The sequence below is a fragment of the Gemmatimonadota bacterium genome (assembly GCA_026387915.1).
In the GTDB taxonomy this organism is placed as follows: domain Bacteria; phylum Gemmatimonadota; class Gemmatimonadetes; order Gemmatimonadales; family Gemmatimonadaceae; genus Fen-1231.
This window is the reverse complement of sequence record JAPLKS010000021.1, coordinates 62,051-81,208: the sequence shown is the minus strand read 5'-3', so window position 1 is coordinate 81,208 and position 19,158 is coordinate 62,051. Positions and strand designations below refer to the sequence as shown.

The 19,158-nt window shown below is 62.6% G+C and carries 12 protein-coding genes; 6 read left to right on the top strand and 6 right to left on the bottom strand.

Annotated elements, in window-relative coordinates; genetic code table 11:
- Window positions 1-1,331: hypothetical protein (locus NTZ43_14005; GenBank protein MCX5768327.1), on the bottom strand; the 1,331-nt coding region annotated here is incomplete at its 3' end.
- Between the two features lie 127 nt (window positions 1,332-1,458).
- A complete protein-coding gene (locus tag NTZ43_14000; GenBank protein MCX5768326.1) occupies window positions 1,459-4,227 on the bottom strand; it encodes a protein kinase in 2,769 nt (922 codons plus the stop codon).
- A gap of 257 nt (window positions 4,228-4,484) precedes the next feature.
- On the opposite strand from NTZ43_14000, the gene NTZ43_13995 reads away from it, so the two are divergent.
- The 3 genes from NTZ43_13995 (at window position 4,485) to NTZ43_13985 (ending at window position 8,856) form a co-directional block, all read left to right on the top strand.
- Window positions 4,485-6,455 carry an MBL fold metallo-hydrolase gene (locus NTZ43_13995; GenBank protein ID MCX5768325.1) on the top strand — a complete coding sequence of 657 codons (1,971 nt, stop codon included), beginning with the start codon at window positions 4,485-4,487 and terminating at the stop codon, window positions 6,453-6,455.
- A gap of 80 nt (window positions 6,456-6,535) precedes the next feature.
- The gene (locus NTZ43_13990; GenBank protein MCX5768324.1) at window positions 6,536-7,594 is read left to right on the top strand and encodes a proline iminopeptidase-family hydrolase; all 1,059 of its coding nucleotides are present in this window, start codon (window positions 6,536-6,538) and stop codon (window positions 7,592-7,594) included.
- Window positions 7,595-7,605: 11 nt separating this feature from the next.
- The gene (locus NTZ43_13985; protein MCX5768323.1) at window positions 7,606-8,856 is read left to right on the top strand and encodes an aminotransferase class V-fold PLP-dependent enzyme; all 1,251 of its coding nucleotides are present in this window, start codon (window positions 7,606-7,608) and stop codon (window positions 8,854-8,856) included.
- A gap of 40 nt (window positions 8,857-8,896) precedes the next feature.
- Here NTZ43_13985 and NTZ43_13980 read toward each other — a convergent pair whose 3' ends face one another.
- From NTZ43_13980 to NTZ43_13970, 3 genes are all read right to left on the bottom strand, one after another.
- Window positions 8,897-10,111 carry an HD domain-containing protein gene (locus NTZ43_13980; protein MCX5768322.1) on the bottom strand — a complete coding sequence of 405 codons (1,215 nt, stop codon included), beginning with the start codon at window positions 10,109-10,111 and terminating at the stop codon, window positions 8,897-8,899.
- Complete coding sequence (locus NTZ43_13975; protein MCX5768321.1) at window positions 10,108-12,303, bottom strand: hypothetical protein; 2,196 nt, start codon at window positions 12,301-12,303, stop codon at window positions 10,108-10,110. Before NTZ43_13975 ends, NTZ43_13980 begins: the two co-directional genes overlap by 4 nt.
- A gap of 181 nt (window positions 12,304-12,484) precedes the next feature.
- Complete coding sequence (locus NTZ43_13970; protein ID MCX5768320.1) at window positions 12,485-12,871, bottom strand: Rid family detoxifying hydrolase; 387 nt, start codon at window positions 12,869-12,871, stop codon at window positions 12,485-12,487.
- Window positions 12,872-13,091: 220 nt separating this feature from the next.
- Between NTZ43_13970 and NTZ43_13965 the strand changes: the two genes are divergently transcribed.
- The 3 genes from NTZ43_13965 to NTZ43_13955 all read left to right on the top strand — a co-directional run bounded on the left by NTZ43_13965 (window position 13,092) and on the right by NTZ43_13955 (window position 17,079).
- Window positions 13,092-14,564 carry an amidohydrolase family protein gene (locus NTZ43_13965; GenBank protein ID MCX5768319.1) on the top strand — a complete coding sequence of 491 codons (1,473 nt, stop codon included), beginning with the start codon at window positions 13,092-13,094 and terminating at the stop codon, window positions 14,562-14,564.
- A gap of 70 nt (window positions 14,565-14,634) precedes the next feature.
- Window positions 14,635-16,104 carry an ATP-binding protein gene (locus tag NTZ43_13960; protein ID MCX5768318.1) on the top strand — a complete coding sequence of 490 codons (1,470 nt, stop codon included), beginning with the start codon at window positions 14,635-14,637 and terminating at the stop codon, window positions 16,102-16,104.
- A 36-nt stretch (window positions 16,105-16,140) separates the two neighbouring features.
- On the top strand, window positions 16,141-17,079 hold the full coding sequence (locus NTZ43_13955; protein MCX5768317.1) for a rhodanese-like domain-containing protein: 939 nt from the start codon (window positions 16,141-16,143) through the stop codon (window positions 17,077-17,079).
- 74 nt (window positions 17,080-17,153) lie between these two features.
- Here NTZ43_13955 and NTZ43_13950 read toward each other — a convergent pair whose 3' ends face one another.
- The gene (locus NTZ43_13950; protein ID MCX5768316.1) at window positions 17,154-19,139 is read right to left on the bottom strand and encodes a hypothetical protein; all 1,986 of its coding nucleotides are present in this window, start codon (window positions 19,137-19,139) and stop codon (window positions 17,154-17,156) included.
- Window positions 19,140-19,158: the final 19 nt, after the last annotated feature.

Genomic DNA, 19,158 nt, shown 5'->3' with positions numbered 1-19,158 from the left:
GCGTCGAATGAAGAGCCCACCGTCGCGTTGCACACAAGCGATCCACCCACGGTGTCCTCACGCGCGATGGTGCCACCACCGGCCGTCACGGTCCAACTGATGGGCACATTGGTCAGCGAATGACCCTGGGCCGTGGTGATTCTTACCACTGGACGGCACTCGGCGACGACCGCCGTGCTCACGACGCCCTGACTGCAATCCACCAGGTTCGTCATCGTACCGACCGTCGTGGTACCAGAAGCACCGGAGGTTACGGGAACCTTGCCGGCGCTCGGCGCGCCGGACGTTCCCGTAGACGGCGCACTCTTCAACGTGCGCGCCTTCGGATCGGTCGGCGGCGTGGTCTTCTTGGGTGCGGTTGTGTCGAAGGTGACCGGTGCGCGTAGGAACTCGCTGGCGGAACCACCAACACCGCCGGTGATGCCCAGCTCAGTGTCCACCGGACCAAACGGGCTGAACTCCGACGCGGATCCGCCGACGCCACCCACATCACGCATTCTCGCATACAACGGCTTGGGCAGAATGAGCGCGGCGAGCGAGTTCACCCAACCCGGCAGCGAACTATTGGCACTCGTAATTGCCGAGCAGTCGAGAAAACTGGCATCGGCGTGAGGGGTGATCTCAAAACCAGCGGGGCCTGCGGCCTTCTGGTGGCCGAGGCGGAGGCGCCCACGCACGATGGGATCGGTGACGCCAGTGGGGCACACCGCAACGGTGATCGGGTGGAGCGGATCGAGGGTGCCGCCTGTCTGCGACACCACTACATAGTTGGGGTACTGGTCGAGCTTCGTATCGAGCACCCCAGTGGTGGTGGGCGCGAGCGTCGTGACCGTGAGCAACGTCGGCGTCGTGATCGACGCAGGTGGAAGCTGCAAGCCCGCCGTTCCCGTCGTCGTGACGATGTTCGTCGTCGTCGTCGGGTTGGGAAGCACGAGGTACGTGTCGGTCGAAAGGCCGACGTAGCAGTTGATGCTGTCAATGAGATTCTGCAGCTGCGACGGCGTGGCCAGCGTCAGAGCACGTAGCTGAATCCAGGCGATGAGCGTCTTCGCCTTTTTTTGCGCGTCGCTAATGTGATTTTCCGCGACGTACTCGCCAATGTCGCTGATGTTGTCGAGCGCGTCGTGCAGATACTGGTTGTTCGAACCGAATACCGTGGTCGCGAGCGTTTTGAGGGCTGGGATGGTGGTGCACACCCCCGCCACGCCATTCGCGCTCTTGGCGATCGTGCGCATCGCGGACTGTGTCGGGAGCGGTCGGTCGGTGCAGGAGGCAACGACGACAACCACAACCGCCAAAAAGGCGGCGGACAACGAGCGCACACGGCGCATGAAAAAAATCCTTGCGAGGGGGGCGAAAAACAGAAAAGCGGGACATTTTGTCCCACTTTCCCGCCTAACGAAGTACCGGATGAACTTGAGGTAACCGGTATAAAGTCGCAAGTGCCCGATGCCGATACTACTGCGCCATTCCTCCTACCGCTTGGCGCCAGCGGGGGTCTTTTTCTAGACTTCGGTAGTACCAGCCGGCGTTTTGCCTGAGTCCGGCAGCCTTGTCTGGACTGGCGGCGAGGTACTCCTTAATGAGCCGGATGCCTTCGGCTAAGTCCTTCTCCTGCTTGTTCTTATCACCTGCTAGCAGGGAATAAACAAAGGCCCCACGCATCGCCAAATCCCGCGTTTTATCGACCTCTGCCGTGCCTTCGGAACGCTTGGCGACTCGGCGAGCGCTATCGACCAAAGCGGGGGCGGAAACGCTCGCCCGAGCGATCACGGCCGCGACCAACATATCCTCTGTTAGGCGCTCCCCAGGCTTCGCGGCAGGAGCAACCATGGCCACGGCGGAGTCGGCCAGGCGCCAGGCTTCCACGACATTCGCCTGTGTTTTGGGTGTGGTGAGCATGTACAACTGGCACCGCACCGCGCGCACGTCGCGCGGAAAACGTTTGCGCGCCTGGTCGCACCACTGTTCAGCTCTGTCGAACTGCTCCATGTCGTACGCCGACAAAAAGAGCCGCGACAAAATCAGATTGGCGCTCGCCTGAAACTCGTCCGCCTCCAGCGCGCGCTGCGCGGCAATGGCAACGTCCGACGAGCTGAGCGATGGAATCTGGTAGTACAAATGCGACAGTGTGGCCCACGCGCCGGCCTGACGGCTGTTCAACGTCGTCGCCTTTTCAAGATCGGCGCGTGCGGCCGACAACGCGGCCGTGCGTTTCACGGCGTCGGTTTCGAGCGCCATCACCAGCGGGTAGTACCGCAGATTGCCGCGGACTTCGTAGGCATCGGCATCGTTGGCGTCGACTTCCACGGCATGGTCGGCATGCGTCATCCCCACATCGACCCATTTTCGAATCGCGCTCGCATCGCTGCCGGCCAAGCGAGAACGGCGATAGGCAAGTGCAGCCCGTCGCGCGGCGGGCTCCGCCCACTTTGCGTCGGCTTGTTCCGCGGCGGCGTAGAGTGAATCGGCCGTCCCAAATTCCTGTTCAAGCCCGGGCGCGTCGCCGGCGCTGTTGCGCGCTTCGCCGCTCTTCTGCGCCTGAAGACCGCGCTGCAGGAGCAACCAGGCATCGGAGTTCGTGCTACCGCGCAGCTCTTTCACTTTGATTTCTGAGCCGAGCGTTTGCCGGATCATGTCCGACGCAAAGAACGTCAGGGTGTCGCGCATGGCCAAGAAATTCTTGGCGGGCACTTCAAAGTGCGCGCTGCCAACCTTCGCGCCGCTCGCATCGACGAGTTTGAGATCGACGCCGACTTTGTCGCCCTTCGATTCCACCTCGCCACGCACCAGATACCCTGCTCTGAGCGCCTTAGCGACACTGTCGTCGGCCGCAGCGGAGCCGCGGAATTTTTCGACACCGCTCTGTGAAATCACATTCACACTCGATGCGGTGCCGAGCGAACGAATGAGCCCTTCGGTCAAACCGTCTGCCAAGGGGCCGAGGCTTGAGTCTTTGCTGACATCCTTGAAGTAGAGCACGGCAATGCGATTGGCGTCCGGACTCGACGTCGCCGCATTCTTCCGCCCAAACGGTCCGAACTTCCACGCACCAATCACCGCGATCACCACGAGTAGCACCGCACCCAGCACGCGCGGATTCTTCCAGACTGGCACCGGCGGCAGAAATTCATCTTGGGCAAACAGCGCCGACGTGGGGCGCCGTCCCACCGCCATCTGCGAGCCGGACGGCACGCGCCGCACCGCCGTGGCACCGCGCATCACGCGCATCGACGTGGTGGAACCGAGCGTCAGCCCAAGCAGCTGCGCAAAATCGGCGGCGTTCTGCGGGCGGTCGGCGGGCATTTTGCCGAGCACGGCAAAGATCGCGTCTTCCACTTCCTCAGGCACCGCGCTGCGCACAATGCGAATACTGGGCACCGTCTCCATGGCATGCCGCGCCATGATCTGCGCGGCATTCTTACCCGCAAAGGGCGGTTCGCCAGCGAGCATTTCGTAGAGCACGCAACCGAGGCTGTACAAATCCGCGGTGGGGCCCGCAGCTTCGCCGAGCGACTGCTCGGGTGCCATATACACAGGTGTGCCGACGGCCATCCCCGTTTGCGTCAACTTTTCGGCGCCCGCTTCGCTGACGGCGCGGGCAATGCCAAAGTCGGCGACGAGGGCGTGGTCGCCCTGCAGGAGAATGTTCTCGGGCTTGATGTCGCGGTGCACAATGCCAAGTGCGTGCGCGTGCCCAAGCGCGCCGGCCACTTCGAGCGCGATGCCAATAGCGTCGTCAATCGGGAGCATGCCGTCGCGGTCGAGGCGATCGCGCAGCGACTCGCCCTTCACGAACGGCATCACATAGTAGAGCAGCCCGTCCGCTACGCCGGAATCGAACAGACCGAGGATGTGCGGATGCTGGAGTTTGGCGGCGAGCCGGATTTCGCGTTCAAAGCGCTCCGCGCCAATGGACGCCGAGAGCTCGGGGAGTAGCACTTTGATGGCAACATCGCGGTCGTGCTTGATGTCTTTGGCAAGAAACACGGTGGCCATGCCGCCGCGTCCGAGCTCGCGCTCCACCTGATAGCGGTCGCCAATGGCGCCCTTGAGGCGGGCAAGCGTTTCGATCGCGGCATTGTCGGCTGCGCTGGCACCACTGATACGCACCCCAGACGCGGGGGTGGGGGCCGCACGTTCCTGCGCGTTGAAGGCGGCGATTTCCTGCGTCAGCAGCGGAAGGCCGCAGCTGTTGCAGAACCTCGATCCTTCAGCGATTTCCACACCACAATTCTTGCAGGTCGTCGGCGACAGACTGAAGTCCTGATTCGGGGGGCTGGCCTAACTTGCTTCTGCGAAAGCCCGTGCGTCAAGCGTCTGTGACGCGGAACGCCGGAAGGGCTTATATATAGTTGTCGGTCGGCAGACTGTGAACGGGCATCCTGACCGGCTCCTCGGCGAGCAACCTAGCCGGAGCGAAGGATGCCAGCCAAAATCGGGCTCCCGCGATGCGGAGCCTCGGTGACTGAGAGGATCCACGAATGTCGCGTGCTACGAGCCGGAGCCTGCTTGTTTTCGTCCTCGCCTGTGCTGGCGCGGCCTGTGGTTCACGGCAGAATGAGGCGTCGGGTGGGGCAGGGGCCAGCGAAACGACGCGCGCCGCGAATGCCCAAATGGCTGCTTCCCTCAGCCTCAACGACCCACAGGACTTTGACGACGCCAAGCGCGGGCTGATCGCGCGTCCGACCGGAACGATAATAGGCCCAGACGGCGCCGTGATCGTGGATTTCGACGCCTTCAAGTTCGAAGACGGCCCGGCGCCCGCCACCGTGAATCCGAGTCTCTGGCGCCACGCGCAGCTCAATGCGCAGATCGGGCTTTTTAAAGTCACCGACGGCATCTATCAGCTCCGCGGTTTTGATCTCGCGAACATGACGCTGATCGACGGAAAGAGCGGATGGATCGTCGTCGACCCGCTCACCTCCAGCGAAACAGCCGCTGCGGCGCTGGCCTTTGCCCGCACGCACCTCAGCAACAAGCCCGTCTCAGCGGTGATCTTCACACACAGTCATATCGACCACTTCGGCGGCGTACTCGGCGTGCTCTCGGTGGCGGACGCCAAGGCGCGTCAGGTGCCGGTGGTGGCGCCCGACGGATTTGTACAGGAAGCCACGAGCGAGAATGTGCTCGTTGGCACGTCGATGCTGCGACGGGCGCGGTATCAGTTTGGTCGCAACATTGCATTGTCGCCCACTGGGCTCGTGGATGCTGGGCTTGGAAAAACCGCAACGTCGGGCTCGTTTGGCATTCTGATGCCAACCGAAATTGTGTCGGCGCCGACGCAGGAGATGGTGCTCGACGGCGTACGGTTTGTGTTTCACAATGTGCCGGGCGCCGAAGCACCAGCGGAACTCACCTTCTCCGTGCCGGAGCGCAAGGCGTACTGCAGCGCGGAGAACGTGGTGCAGACCATGCACAACCTCCTGCCGATTCGCGGTGCCAAAGCGCGCGATGCCCTGCGGTGGTCGAATTATCTCGACCAAGCGCTCGAGCACACGGCCAGCGCCGACGTGTTGTTTGCGTCGCATAACTGGCCCGTGTGGGGTGCCGCGCGAATTACGGCGTTGATCACGGGGCAGCGCGATGTGTACAAGTACACGCACGATCAAACGGTGCGCTTACTCAATGCGGGCTTCACGCCGCGCGAAATCGCTGAGCAGGTAAAACTGCCTGCTTCGCTCCAGCGGGAATTCGGAAGTCGCGGCTACTACGGCGACCTCCGGCACAACGTGAAAGCCGTGTATCAGTTCTACGTGGGCGCGTACGACGGGAATCCGGCCAATCTCAATCCACTCCCGCCTGAGGAATCGGCCAAGCGCTACGTCGAGTTGATGGGCGGCGCCGACAAAGCGGTGGCGGCCGCCCAAATGTCGTTTAGCAAAGGCGACTACCGCTGGGCCGCAGAACTGCTCAATCAAGTGGTGTTCGCACAGCCTAGTCACACGGGAGCCAAGGCGCTGCTCGCGCAGTGCTACGAGCAGATGGCATACGCTGCTGAGTCGGCGACGTGGCGGAATACGTATTTGGTGGGCGCCGCGGAGCTTCGCGAAGGCCCGCCCACGAAAGGGGTGGATCGCAGCGCGATGATTGAACTGCTCTCCCAGACGCCGGTCGAACGTTTTCTCGAGGCGATGGCCGCAGGGCTCAATGGGCCTGCCGCCGAGGGGAAGACGCTCAAGGTGAATCTGGTGCTCACGGACACGAAGGAATCATTCGTGCTGTGGATTGAGAATGCCGTGCTGCATTTCCGAAAAGCGCCGCCGGCCGCCGATGCGAATGCCACGTTGACGTTGACGAAAGGCATTTTCGTAAAAATGATGGCGGGCACGGCCGGTTTTAAGGACACGTTGATGAGCGACCAACTCAAGGTGGCCGGGAGCAAGGTCGACGTGATCCGATTCTTTATGTTGATCGACAAATCGCCTGGGACCTTTGCGATTGTGACACCGTAACCGTCCCGTATTCGCGGGATCGGGTGTTGGCGCACTATTATATGCACGCCCAAACAACCTAGGAACTCACAATGTTTTATATGAATGCATTCGTCCGTCGCGCGATCACGCTGGCTGCGGTGGTGGTAGTAGCCGCCTGCACCGGAAAGACTGCCGACCGCAGCACGGCCTCCGCGCCGCCGGCGAGTTACTTCGATACCACCGGCCGCGCCGACTCGTACAGCGGCGGCGTGCGCTTGATCAAGATCACGACGCCCAAGGGGACGTTCAACGTTTGGACCAAGCGTGTGGGAAACAACCCGCACATCAAGCTCCTGCTGTTGCACGGCGGTCCAGGGATGACGCACGAGTATTTCGAATCGGCGGACGCGTATTTGCCCGGCGCCGGCATCGAGTACTACTACTACGACCAACTGGGCTCGTTCTACAGCGACCAGCCCAAGGATTCCTCGCTCTGGCGCACCGAGCGTTTTGTGGAGGAAGTGGAGCAGGTGCGCCAAGCCCTCGGCATGGACAGCACCAACTTCTTTTTGCTCGGCCATTCGTGGGGCGGCCTGCTGGCCACGGAATACGCGCTCAAGTATGGCAAGAACCTCAAGGGGCTCATTATCTCGAGTATGATGTCGAGCATTCCCGCGTACAACGAGTATGCGACGAACGTGCTGATGCCAGCGATGGACCAGAAGGTGCTCGCTGAGATCAAGGCGATCGAGGCCAAGAAGGATTATGCGAATCCACGGTACATGGAGTTGCTTGGCCCGAACCACTACGAAAAACACTTATTGCGTCGTCCCGCCGCCGAGTGGCCCGACCCGGTGAATCGCGCGCTGAAGCACGTGAACAACGACATCTACATTCCAATGCAGGGGCCCAGTGAACTGGGGGCCAGTGGCAAGCTCGAGAAGTGGGATCGTAGCGCGGACTTGAAATCGATCACGGTCCCCACGCTCGTGGTTGGCGGGGCGTACGACACGATGGACCCCAAGCATATGGAGTGGATGTCCAAGCAGTTGCCGAAGGGGCGCTTTCTGCTGTGCCCGAACGCGGGTCACATGGTCATGTATGACGACGGTCCGATCTTTTACAGCGGATTGATCAAATTCCTGAAAGACGTCGACGCCCACACGTTCGGCAACTAAGAGGCCATATCATGAACAAGCGCGAGTTTCTGCGGACCGTTGGCGGCGCGTCGATGGGGATGGTGTTCGGGCCGGAGCTGTTCGCGCGCTATGCCGCGATGCCAGTGGCGCAACTCGCCGAAGACGAACCGTTTTGGGCGGCCGTGCGCAGCAAGTTCAAGCTGACCAGCGACTACATCAATCTGGAAAACGGTTTTTATTGTTTTCAGCCTGAAGAGGTGCTCGAGGCGTTCATCAAGAACGTGCGCGCGATCAACGTGGAAGCGTCGCACTATATGAGGACGCGCAAGGATGACGACAAGCTCCGCGTGCGCACCAAGCTGGCGGCGCTCGCCGGCTGTTCGCCCGACGCGTTGATCATTACACGCAATACCACCGAGTCACTCGACACGGTCATCAACGGCTTTGACTGGAAGCCCGGTGATGAAGCGGTGATGGCGAATCAGGACTACGGCGCCATGATCGACATGTTCAAGCTCCAGGCGCGCCGCCACGGCATGGTGAACCGGTTCATCGACATTCCGATGAATCCCAAGACGGACGCCGAGGTGGTGCAGGTGTATGCCAATGCGCTCACTCCGCGGACGCGGCTGCTGATGATTCCGCACATGGTGAATATCACCGGCCATATTCTGCCGGTGCGGGCGATTTGCGATATGGCGCATGCTCGAGGGGTGGAGGTGATGGTCGATGGCGCGCACGCCTTCGCCCAGCTCGACTATCGAATTCCCGACTTGCATTGCGATTACTACGGCGCCTCGCTCCATAAATGGCTCGCCACGCCACTTGGCGCCGGCATTCTGTATGTGCGGGAAGATCGGATTGCCAAACTCTGGCCGATCTTTGGTGACGAGGGCGCGCCGCTGGGAAGCATCGGCAAACTCAACCACACCGGCACGCATCCCGTCCACACCGATCTCACCATTGAGAACTCGATCGCCTTCCACGAGATGATCGGCATTGCTCGTAAGGAAGCGCGGCTGCGCTATATCCAGCAGTATTGGACGAGCCGCGTGCGGAACCTGCCCAAGATTGTGATGAACACACCGGCTGATCCCACGCGGTCGTGTGCGATTGCGAATGTCGGCGTGCAGGGGATGGCGCCCGGCGAGTTCGCAAAAGTGCTGCTCGACAAGTACAAAATCTGGACCGTGGCCATTGACGGTGCTGGTGTACACGGCGCCCGCATTACGCCGGCCGTGTATACGTCCACGGCCGAACTCGATGCATTTGTGCGTGCACTTAAGGAGTTGGCGAGCTAGAGCAGTCCGGCGGCGTGACGCGCACGGGTGGGATGCGACGCTAGTCGTCGCGCTCCGAATTTTCAGGCATCGGGACATGCCCAATAGTTGAGCCGCGCACCATCGTGCCGAACGCGCGACTGATCGCGGGGTCCACCTCCGTGCCTTCGCGTTGTTCGATGTACGTCAGCGCCTGCTCCGACGTCCACGGCTTGCGATATGGTCGGTTGGTGGAGAGCGCGTCGTACACGTCGCACACGTGTACGAGCCGACTCGCAAAATGGCACCCGCGATCAAAGTGAAAATGCGGGTAGCCGTTGCCGTCAATACAGATGTGGTGTTCGTACGCCACGACCGCAGCCATCTGGAGTCCCTTGTGGCGTTCCAGTAGAATGCGCGCGCCTTCTTGCGGGTGCGTGGCCATCACGGCTTTTTCTTGATCAGTGAGTCGGCCTGGCTTGGTGAGGATGTCTTTGGGAATGCGCACTTTCCCAATGTCGTGGAGTAGTCCGGCCACGCCAAACGCACGGATCTCCGAGCGTGAGCAGCCCATTTGCTCGGCGAGCCCCATCGACAGCACCGAGACGTTGCAGGCGTGCGTCGTGGTGTATTGATCAAAATCCTTAAGCATCACAAGTGGAAGGAGCATCTTCTGCTCCGACTTCATCGCGATCGCGAGTGACCCAACTATCGCCTCAACCTCGGCCATCGGCAGCCGGTCGGAGGTGAGCACTTCCTCGTGAATCCAACTGACGGCGGCGATTTCATCTTTGAGGGTTAGGCCAAGCGACGTCGGGGCGTCCTCGGGAATTTGGTCCGTCTCGCCCGTGGCCGGTTTGGCGGCGCCATCCACACCGCCTGCTGTGCCCTCGCCACCCATCACACGCAGTGATCCAAAACGGATGGACGTCGCCACCAACTGTCGCGCGTCGTTGGATTCCGGCGCGTGACCGTTCAGTTTCTGCCACATCTCATCGAGTGCCTCAGACCACGCCTCGCGCGACACGTCGGCGTCAATCTCCAGCCGTTCGATGCCAACGGCGGCGAGTCGTGTGGCCCAGTCCCACGAGCGGAGTTCGTCGAGGACGCGGCCCTGAAATATCACGCCGCCGCCGATTACCGAAAACTCAGCGAACTGAATGTCGCTGAGTACGTCGAGAAGGCGCGTGAATGAGGCGTCGATGACTTTTTCGCGCGCGGGGTGGCCGCTCGGATACAACGACATGGTCGAGAGGCACTGGCCCAGCGAGACCATGAAAGAGGCGGGGACGTTCATGCGGCCCCCGTCACGCGGGCGGCGTCGCGAATGGTCGCCTCGCCGGATTTGGCGGCGAGCTTGAAGACGGTAGCCGCGGCGGCGTCACGCCCCCAGTGCGCCGCGAGCACGCGCACGGCGACAAGCAATTCTTCTGATGCCGGCTGGAGTGCCCAACGCCGAAACAGGCCGCGCCGCCGTAGTGTGATTTGCAGGAGCCAGTCGCGCGCCGTTGTGGTGGGCACTTGGCCGAGCAAGGGAATCCCGCGCACGCGAACGTCGGAATCTTTGTCGGCCTGCTGCAGGCACTGCAACAACCGGAGCGCGGCTCGGCGCGGAACTCCCTGTTGCGCGGCGTCGAGTGCGGTGCGGATCACGCGGGGATCACGATCGCCAAGGGCATCGTGAATCGCCGTTTCACGGCGCGCCGGCATCCGGACGAGTACGCGTACGGCTTCCACGCGCACGGCGGGTTCTTCGTGTTTGGCAAACCCTTCGATGCGCAAGTCATCTGGGAGCGTCGGGATCGACGCGAGGAGATAGAGCAGATTGCGCTGCACCTGCCAAATCGAACCGGCGAGCCGCGCGACGATGGCGTCGCGAGCCCCGTCTCCGATCTCACGCAGTCGCTGCAAGATGAGCAGGCGCGTTTCTTTGGACTCCGAAATCGCGAGCGCGTCGAGCATGGTGTCGGCGTGCGCTGCGCTGCAGCGTGCGAGCAACTGGCGCGCGCCTTCCGCGTCGATGGGTTCGGTGAGGAGAATGCGGCGGAGCGTTTCGGGCGAGAGCAGGTGTGCCTGAATGGCGGGGCTCGCGACGTCGGAGGTCGCGATCCCGTCGAGTAAGACGAGCAAGGGCCCCAGTTGGCGATTGTCGGCGAGATGATCTACCGCGCCGAGAACATCTGTGCCCGCCACGTCGATCTCGAGTGCCATCTGCACGAGGCGGTCTGCCCCGGCGAGGTCGTCGCCGTCATCGCGTGTGTCGCTGCGGTCGTAGCTCGCGAGCCGCTCGAGCAGGTTGGAATGCGCTTGCGTCTCGCGTCCGTCGAGTGTCCATCCATCAATCAGTTGACGGGCCGCGACACGCATGGCTTCGCCGCCTTCATCGGGTCCGTTATCGCGCCGCCGCCGTGCTTGCGAGGCGAGTTTCTTGAGTAAGCGTAGTAGATGGTGCGAGATGGATTGATCTGCGCTGGCGGCCGCCGCTTCGATCCATTCGAGCACCACCGAAAAGGGGAGCGCGTCCACGCCCTGCAGAAAGAGCACGCGTTGCTTGGCAGGATCGAGTTCGGTGTCGAGCAGCGAACGCATAGTGCCCGGTTCGAGGCGTTGCATGACGTCACGCAATCGAGCCGCGAGTGCACCGCTCCCAGAGCGTCCGCGCCGTCGCGTGTGACGGCCAAGTCGCAGCATGGCCTTGAGCACCTCGGGGGCGAAGCGACTATCGGCGGCGCGCTGGCTGATGACTTTGGCGAGCTGATCGGCGCTCGTTGCGGTCATGAACTCGCCGGTGGGACTCAGCGACGCAAACTCCGCGCTCGCGCGTCGTCCCGTGCCGGCTTCTTTGGAGTCCCCGCCGCCCGCGTGGCCGGAGCCGTCGGTGCCGTCCCATCCCGAGAGCGCGAGCTGTGCCAACTCGCGCCAAAGCCGATCGCCGGTGGCGTCTGTCCCGTGGCCGTCGTCATCGATTTCGTCGTTGAGCGCGAGGCCATCATACGAGAGCATCTCAATGCCGACGTGCGGGCCGAGCGAGGGCTCATCGTCTTCGTCGCGCCACGGCTCGTCGTCGTGATCGGCGTCCTCGCCCTGCGGCTTCGTATGGAGAATCCGTTCGAGGAGCCGATCGAACTCGCGGTGCGTGATGCCCGCGCGAATCGTGATCGTGCCGATCCCTTGCCGGTGGAGCCGTTCGGCGAGTTCTGAGAGGGCGGGGTTTTTGAGATCGGAATAGCCGCCGTCGATCACGATCTGACGCTTGGTGATGGCGAGCGTGATTTCGGGCCGCTGCGTCAGCGCGAGGTCGAGTGCGGCGAGCGCGACGGATTCTGCGGAGAGGCGCGACGGATGGCGCGGCGGATACGCGTAGCGCCGATGCATGACGACCGAAAACTCTTTGAGCCAGCCCTGATGGGCCGGCGAAAGGCGTTCCGTCGCTTGCGTCGTGCTGGTGGTGGTGCGCTCGCCAATCGCGCGTTCAGCGTCGCGTTGCATTGAGCTCCGGGGGGACGCTCTTCATAAAACGTGAGTCCGGTGGTGCCCTGAAACGATCACCAGAAAATGTAGTCGGTGCGATCGTCGCCGACCACGGACGCCGCCTCGCCGCGCCTCGCCGCGCCTCGCCGCGCCTCGCCGCGCCTCCCGCTCCGGTGCGGCGGGAGGCGGCAGCGCGCCGTTAGGGCTTGTAGGCGATACAGTCGATCTCGACGCGCAAACCCACACCCGGCAACGCGGCGGCCTGGATGGTGGTCCGCGCCGGACGATGATCGCCGAACATGCGCTGATAGACGCCGTTCATCTGCTCGAACTCCTTCATGTCGAGCAAAAAGACGCCGCATCGGAGCACGTACTGAAGGTCCGACCCCGCCGCCTGCAGAATGGTGCGCACATTCTTGAGGCACTGCTCCGTCTGCGTCGCGGCGTCGGTGCCGGCCAGCAGGCCGGTGGCCGGATCGGTCGAGCCTTGGCCAGAGACAAAAATCAGTCGTTCAAAGCCCATCCCTGGTGAGTAGGGACCGACAGGCTTTGGCAGGTTCGGTGCGTGGATGGGACGGTGTGTCATTGGAAGTGGGGCCAAAGGAGTGAATCAACGGTGGCGATGGAGTATCAGTAGCCCCGAGGGGCGGCGCAAGGTGATCTACCGAGGTGACCGGTTTCTTCTCGCGGTCGCCGCCCGCCCGCGCGAGAGAACCTCCGATGGCTCACCGGCCAGCAACACCGTATGATTGTGGGGCTTTTCGCTATCGAATCTCCCACTTGCTCAGCCCACTCGGAGTCCCGACGTGATTCGTTCCCGTGCCGTGTTCGCGCTGTTTCCGCTCTTAGCGTCGCTCGCGGCGTTGCCGTTCGCCGCCCGCCCGCTCTCAGCGCAGTCCGCCCGCTACGACGTGGTCATTGCCAATGGTCGGGTGATCGACCCCGAAACCAAGCTGGACGCGGTGCGGTCCGTTGGGATCACTCACGGGAAGATCGTGGCCATTTCCGCCGGCCCGTTGGCGGGCAAGCAAGTGATCGATGCCAAGGGGCTGGTGGTAGCGCCGGGTTTCATCGATCTCCACGTGCACGGCCAGAATGATGAGAACTATCGGCTGTACGCACTCGGCGGGGTGACCACCGCGCTCGAGCTCGAGGTGGGCGCGGCGGACGTGCCGTCGTGGTATGCGGAACGCGAAGGCAAAGCGCTCATCAACTTTGGCGCCTCCGCGGGGCACATCAAGGCGCGCATGGCCGTGATGAAAGACGGCGGATCGTTTCTCCCGCTCGACCATGCGGGGCACGATGTCGCATCCGACGAACAAATCGCGGCCATCCGCCGATACATCGAAACCGGACTCGCCGCGGGCGCTATTGGCGTAGGGATGGGCCTGCAGTACACGCCGGCCGCGAGTAAGTACGAGGTGCTCGAAGCGTTCCGGAGCGCGGCCAAGTATCACGCGCCGGTCTTTGTGCACACACGCGCCTTTGGCACGAGCGACCCTGGCAGTTCCGTGGAATCGTACATGGAAGTCATCGCCGCGAGCGCGATTAGCGGCGCGCCAGTGCATCTCGTGCATCTCAACAGCATGAGCCTCGCCTCCACGCCCAAGACACTCGCGCTCGTGCAGGAGGCCCGCAGCCGTGGCCTCGATGTGACCGCCGAAGCCTACCCGTACTCGGCGGGCATGACGGAGATCAGTTCTCCGCTGCTCGATCAGTTCGTGAATGGCCCTGACAGCATGTTTTCAAAGTTGATGCTCGTAAGCACCGGCGAACGGCTCACCCGCGCGACCTTTACGGCAAACCGGAAACCGGGTGGCATGGTGATCCTGTTTTTGAACACACCAGACATGGAAGCCATGGCCATGAGGAGCCCGTTGACGTCGATTGCGAGCGACGGCCGGATTGAAAACGGCCTTGGACATCCACGCACCACCGGCACGAGTGCGCGGACGCTCGGTTACTATGTGCGCGAGACCAAGCAGCTCTCACTGACTGAGGCGATTCGCAAGCTCGCGCTGATGCCTGCGCAACGCCTCGAGAAACTCGCCCCCCAGTTTCGCAACAAAGGCCGGATTAAAGTCGGTGCCGACGCCGATATTGCAGTATTCGATCCAGCGACCGTGATTGACCAGTCCACGTATCAGCGGCCTGCCACACCATCCATTGGCTTTCGGTGGGTGCTGGTCAACGGAATACCGGTGGTGAAAAACGGCACGGTCGCTGAGGACGTGCACCCCGGACACGGGGAACGGGCGCTGGTGCAGAAATTGCGCTAGGGTTAACGGTACGATCAGGACGACCAGTCGCGCCGAATCACACCTTCGGGCCCCCCCCATGTTCTCGCAAGTGACCGCCACCGTTGGCAGTGCACCGGAACTTTGGAAAGCATCGCTGACGTCGTATGGCCTCGCCATTGCCCTGCGAGGACCCTTTCTGCTGGCCGCCGTTGGTGCCGCGCTTACGCTCCGTCGGCCAGGGATGAAGGTGTTGGCCGCGCTCTATTTTGTTGGATCGTTGGCGGCGCTCTCAAGCGCGATGATGTTCAAGGGGCTCGTGGACGCGGTGGTGAGTTCGCAGCCAGCGTTCTCGGCCACGATGCCGCTGCTGATGATCGCCCTCGTCTGGTCCATCGCGCGCCACGCCACCGCTGTTCTCGCGGCCGAAGCGCGCGCCGTACGGTCGCGCGTGGCATGGATGTTCGGGGTCAGCGTTGCCCTCGTCGGGGTGCCGTTTGTCGTCAGCGCGGCGTTCCCCGGTGTTGCAGACGCGCCAATCCGAGCCGCGATTGTGCGTGTCTTCGTGGTGGGGATGATGCTGGACGCGGCCGTTTATGCGTATCGCCGGTCGCGCACCGCGTCGCGGAACCAAGACGCGCTCGTCGCGTTGGCGGTAGCGCTTGCGGCCATCGTGCTACGTCAAGGGCTGAACGCCCTCATTGAGTTCGACGTCGGGAGCGGTGGTGCCGCGTCCGTCACGACCATCATCGTCTTGCAGTCTTCGACGACCGTGCTCAATGGTGTGGCCACACTCATGGCCATGATGCTGGAGGAACGCGACACCATTCTGCATCAAGATGCGCTGTTGCGCGACACCGAGGTGCAACTTGCGGGCTCACGGCGCATCGAAAGTTTGGGGCAAATGGCGGGAGGCATCGCGCACGATTTTGCCAACGTGCTCACGGTGATTGGTGGCGGCGTGTCAAGCGCGCGCGCCGCAACCACGATTCCGCAGGTGATCGCCGAACTCGAAGATGTGGACGCCGCCATCGAACGCGCCAGCGCGCTGACGGTGCAGTTGCGCGATTTTGCCAAAAAACGCCCGGGCGAGCGTTCCGTGTTCTTGGCGGAAGATCGGATACGCACCTTGCTGCCCCTCTTGCAGCGCATGACGGGCGCTAGCATCAGTGTACGACTTAAGCTTCCCAGTGACGCGTCCACCTCGCTCGATATGGATCCGTCGCAGTTCGACCAGATTCTACTCAATCTCGTGGTGAACGCTCGAGATGCGATGGCGAGTAGTGGGAAGATCCGCATTCGCGCGGCGGCCGTCACGATCAAGGAACGACAGCCCGGCGCGGAAGGACTCGCACCGGATCAGTACGTGCATCTCTCCGTCACCGACTCAGGCGCTGGCATCGCCGAGGACGCGCTCGCGCACATTTTCGAGCCGTTCTACACGACCAAGGGCGAGAGTGGGACTGGGCTCGGCCTTTCCACCGTCCGCTCCGTGGTGCAACAGGCGCGCGGACGTGTTGAGGCTCGCAGTACCGTGGGTGAGGGGACGACGTTCGACGTTTGGCTTCCGTTAGCAGCGTGATGGCGGCCTGAACTGCCGGTATCTATCGAGGGGTATATGCGTTTTTCCCGTATTGTATTCGCATTCCTTGCGACCGTTCCGATGGCCCTTCAGGCACAGGCGCTCGCGCCCGCCGCTCGTGATCCGCGTGGTGCGCAGTTCGTGACCGCGGAATGGTTGAGTCAACGGCTACTCGATCCGAACATGGTGTTGCTGCAGGTGGGCGACCCCCGCGACTATGCCGCCGCGCACATTCCCGGCGCACGCGCCGTTGGAACACAGGACGTGTCGGTGTCAGACCGCTCCGCCACCGGACTCATGCTCGAAATGCCAAGCGCCGATTCATTGCGAGCGAAACTCGCGGCGCTCGGTATTTCCGATCATTCGCGCATTGTGGTCTACTACGCGGGCGACTGGGTCACACAGGCGACACGGGTGGCGCTCACGCTCGCGTACGCTGGGCTTGGGGACAACAGCTCCATCCTCGACGGCGGACTCTCGGCCTGGACCAAGCATGGCGGTGCGACAACGAGCGCGGCGTCTCCATCCACCGTTGGTACGTTGTCGCCGCTCAAGATCAACAACTTTGTCGTTACGGGCGCCTATGTAAAATCGATGATCGGAACTAAAGGCGTATCGATCATCGACGGCCGTGCGGCGGGGTTTTATGATGGCGCACAGGTAGGGAATGACGTTAGCGGCCCACAACGCGCGGGGCATATCGCTGGGGCCAAGAGCCTGCCATTCAATTTGATGACGGACGACGCGCTGCATTTTCGTTCCGCGCAGGAGCTTGAGGCGATCTTCACCAAGGCCGGCGTGGGTCCGCACGACGTGATCATCGGGTACTGCCAATCGGGTCAGCTCGCCACGGCGGTGCTCGCGGCGGCGCGATCGCTTGGTCATCCGATCCTGCTGTACGACGGATCGTTTCAAGATTGGTCGCGCCACGTGGAATTCCCGGTCGAGAATCCAGCCGCGAAAAAAGCACCGTAATCGAAAACAAAAAAGAGCGCCGGTGGATGCGAGGACTCGCATCCACCGGCGCTCTTCTGTTCAGCGATCGTCCCTTACTTTGCCTTCGCGAGATCCCCAACCGAGGAGGCCAATGTGTGCGCCTTCGGTGCGTCCGCTGCGCTCCGCGCGTCGGTGTGCAACTGCGTCGCGAGCGTGTTCAGCGCATCGGCGCGCGCCGTCCCGGAGAGTTTCTCCGCGGCCGACAGTGCAGCACGCGTCGAGGCAATCTTCGTGGCATCGAATCCCTTGTTGCGTTCGAGCTGGTCGAGATACGCACGCGGCATGGCAAAGCTCGCCGGCCACACGAACTTGGGCTGCCCCTGCGCGTTGAGGTACTCAAGCTTCACCGACTTGGCGGCGTCAATCTCGTTCTGCGAAATGAACGCACTCGGCTGCAGCTCGAGCACGTCGAGTCCGCGCGCAATCTCGGAGCTGACGATCACGCCGTTATACCAGTACACGGACCACGACCCGCCCATCACGAAACGCGTGGAGTCGATAGGGCCGCGGTCGAAGTAGCCGATTTCCTTGACGTGCGTCGGATCCGTCCAGTCAAACACCGTCAAGCCGCCCTGGTAGAACGCCTGCACCATGATGTCGCGTCCCGGAATCGGGATGAGCGAGCCGTTGTGCGCGACGCAATTCTCATTGACCGTCTGCGCGGCCGACAACTTGTAGTAGCCCTGGAACTTCATCTGGCCCTTCTCGATCGTAAACAACGCGTCGGCGCCCCATTCCTTTTTATCGGTGGCGCGGCACTTCGGCGCGCCGCCGCCGCCCCATTCGTCGGAGAAGAGCACCTTGGTGCCATCGTTGTTAAACGTGGCGGAGTGCCAGTAGCTGAAGTTCGAATCGGCCACCGCGGCAATGCGCACTGGGTGGGCCGGATCCTTGATGTCGAGCAGCAGGCCGTAGCCTTCGCAGGCGCCACCGGCGAGGCCGATGCCGGGGTACACGGTGATGTCGTGGCACTGCGTCGGACCCGGGCGCGGGCCGTGATCTGCGGCACCTGGCGCCTCACCAAACATCTTGGCAACGATGCCCGGAAGGGCGGCACGGAGCGCCGCACTGTCGGCGCCGGTTGCGGCACCGGTACCGTGACGCGCTCCCACGACGCTGTCGAGCATCGGCTTGATGAACTGATCGGGTGCGACCAGTTCCGTGCCCTGAATGCTGACCGTGAATGCGCCGCGCGCACGCGCTTCAGCAGCCATCTTTGCAGCAGCAGCGATGTCTTCCGGCGCTTCGCCGTGACGTTCCGGGGCGGTGAGGTCGTTGAAGATGCGCGGCGAACTCACAATCGCGGCCTGCTCCGGGTGCGCGAGCGGCACCTTGATGACTTCAATGCGGAAGAGCGCCGAGTTCGGATCTTTCTCCGGCGTGGCGTTCACGCAGCCCGAGAGTTCGTCGGCTGGGCGGACGCCGGCGGAACCGGAGACATAGATGTAAATGTTGTCCTTGTCCTTCGGATCCACGAGCAACGTGTGCGTGTGCGAACCGCGGCACGTTTGCACGTTGGCGATGTTCTTGGGCTTGGTGATATCGGTGATATCAAAAATGCGAATGCCGCGGAGACGCGCGGTGCTCACGGTTTCTTTGACACCCTGATCGCCGCAGTCAATGCGGCCCGAGTTGCCTTCGCCCGAAACGAACAAGAGGTTCTTGTAGACCGACACATCGCTCTGCGAGGCCGGGCAGTAGTTGGTGACCTTCAGCGACGGCTTACTCGGGTTGGTGATGTCCCACACCTGATAGCCGTTATAGTTGCCCTGAATGACGTACTTGCCGGTGAAGGCCAAGTCGGAATTCGTGCTGCCGAAAAACTTTTCGGGCGACGGCGTCTTGGAGAGGACCTTCATGTTCCACGCGGCCTCGGCGGCGTCGAGGAGCCCCGCCTTGAGTCCAACGCGTGGGTCCGGGCTGGGCGCCGACTGCGCGCTCACCGACGACGCAAGCACGAGCGTGGCGATCGCGAGCGACGCGCGTCGCGCGAACGCCGTGCGCGTGCTCAAACGACTGGGTTCTACACCTGATGCCATTGCGAAATCCTCTGCTGGG

Coding starts and splice junctions, on each gene's coding strand:
- NTZ43_13995 (MCX5768325.1), top strand. CDS start 4,485: ATGTCGCGTGCTACGAGCCGGAGCCTGCTTGTTTTCGTCCTCGCCTGT.
- NTZ43_13950 (MCX5768316.1), bottom strand. CDS start 19,139: ATGGCATCAGGTGTAGAACCCAGTCGTTTGAGCACGCGCACGGCGTTC.
- NTZ43_13955 (MCX5768317.1), top strand. CDS start 16,141: ATGCGTTTTTCCCGTATTGTATTCGCATTCCTTGCGACCGTTCCGATG.
- NTZ43_13980 (MCX5768322.1), bottom strand. CDS start 10,111: ATGAACGTCCCCGCCTCTTTCATGGTCTCGCTGGGCCAGTGCCTCTCG.
- NTZ43_13985 (MCX5768323.1), top strand. CDS start 7,606: ATGAACAAGCGCGAGTTTCTGCGGACCGTTGGCGGCGCGTCGATGGGG.
- NTZ43_13975 (MCX5768321.1), bottom strand. CDS start 12,303: ATGCAACGCGACGCTGAACGCGCGATTGGCGAGCGCACCACCACCAGC.
- NTZ43_13990 (MCX5768324.1), top strand. CDS start 6,536: ATGAATGCATTCGTCCGTCGCGCGATCACGCTGGCTGCGGTGGTGGTA.
- NTZ43_13970 (MCX5768320.1), bottom strand. CDS start 12,871: ATGACACACCGTCCCATCCACGCACCGAACCTGCCAAAGCCTGTCGGT.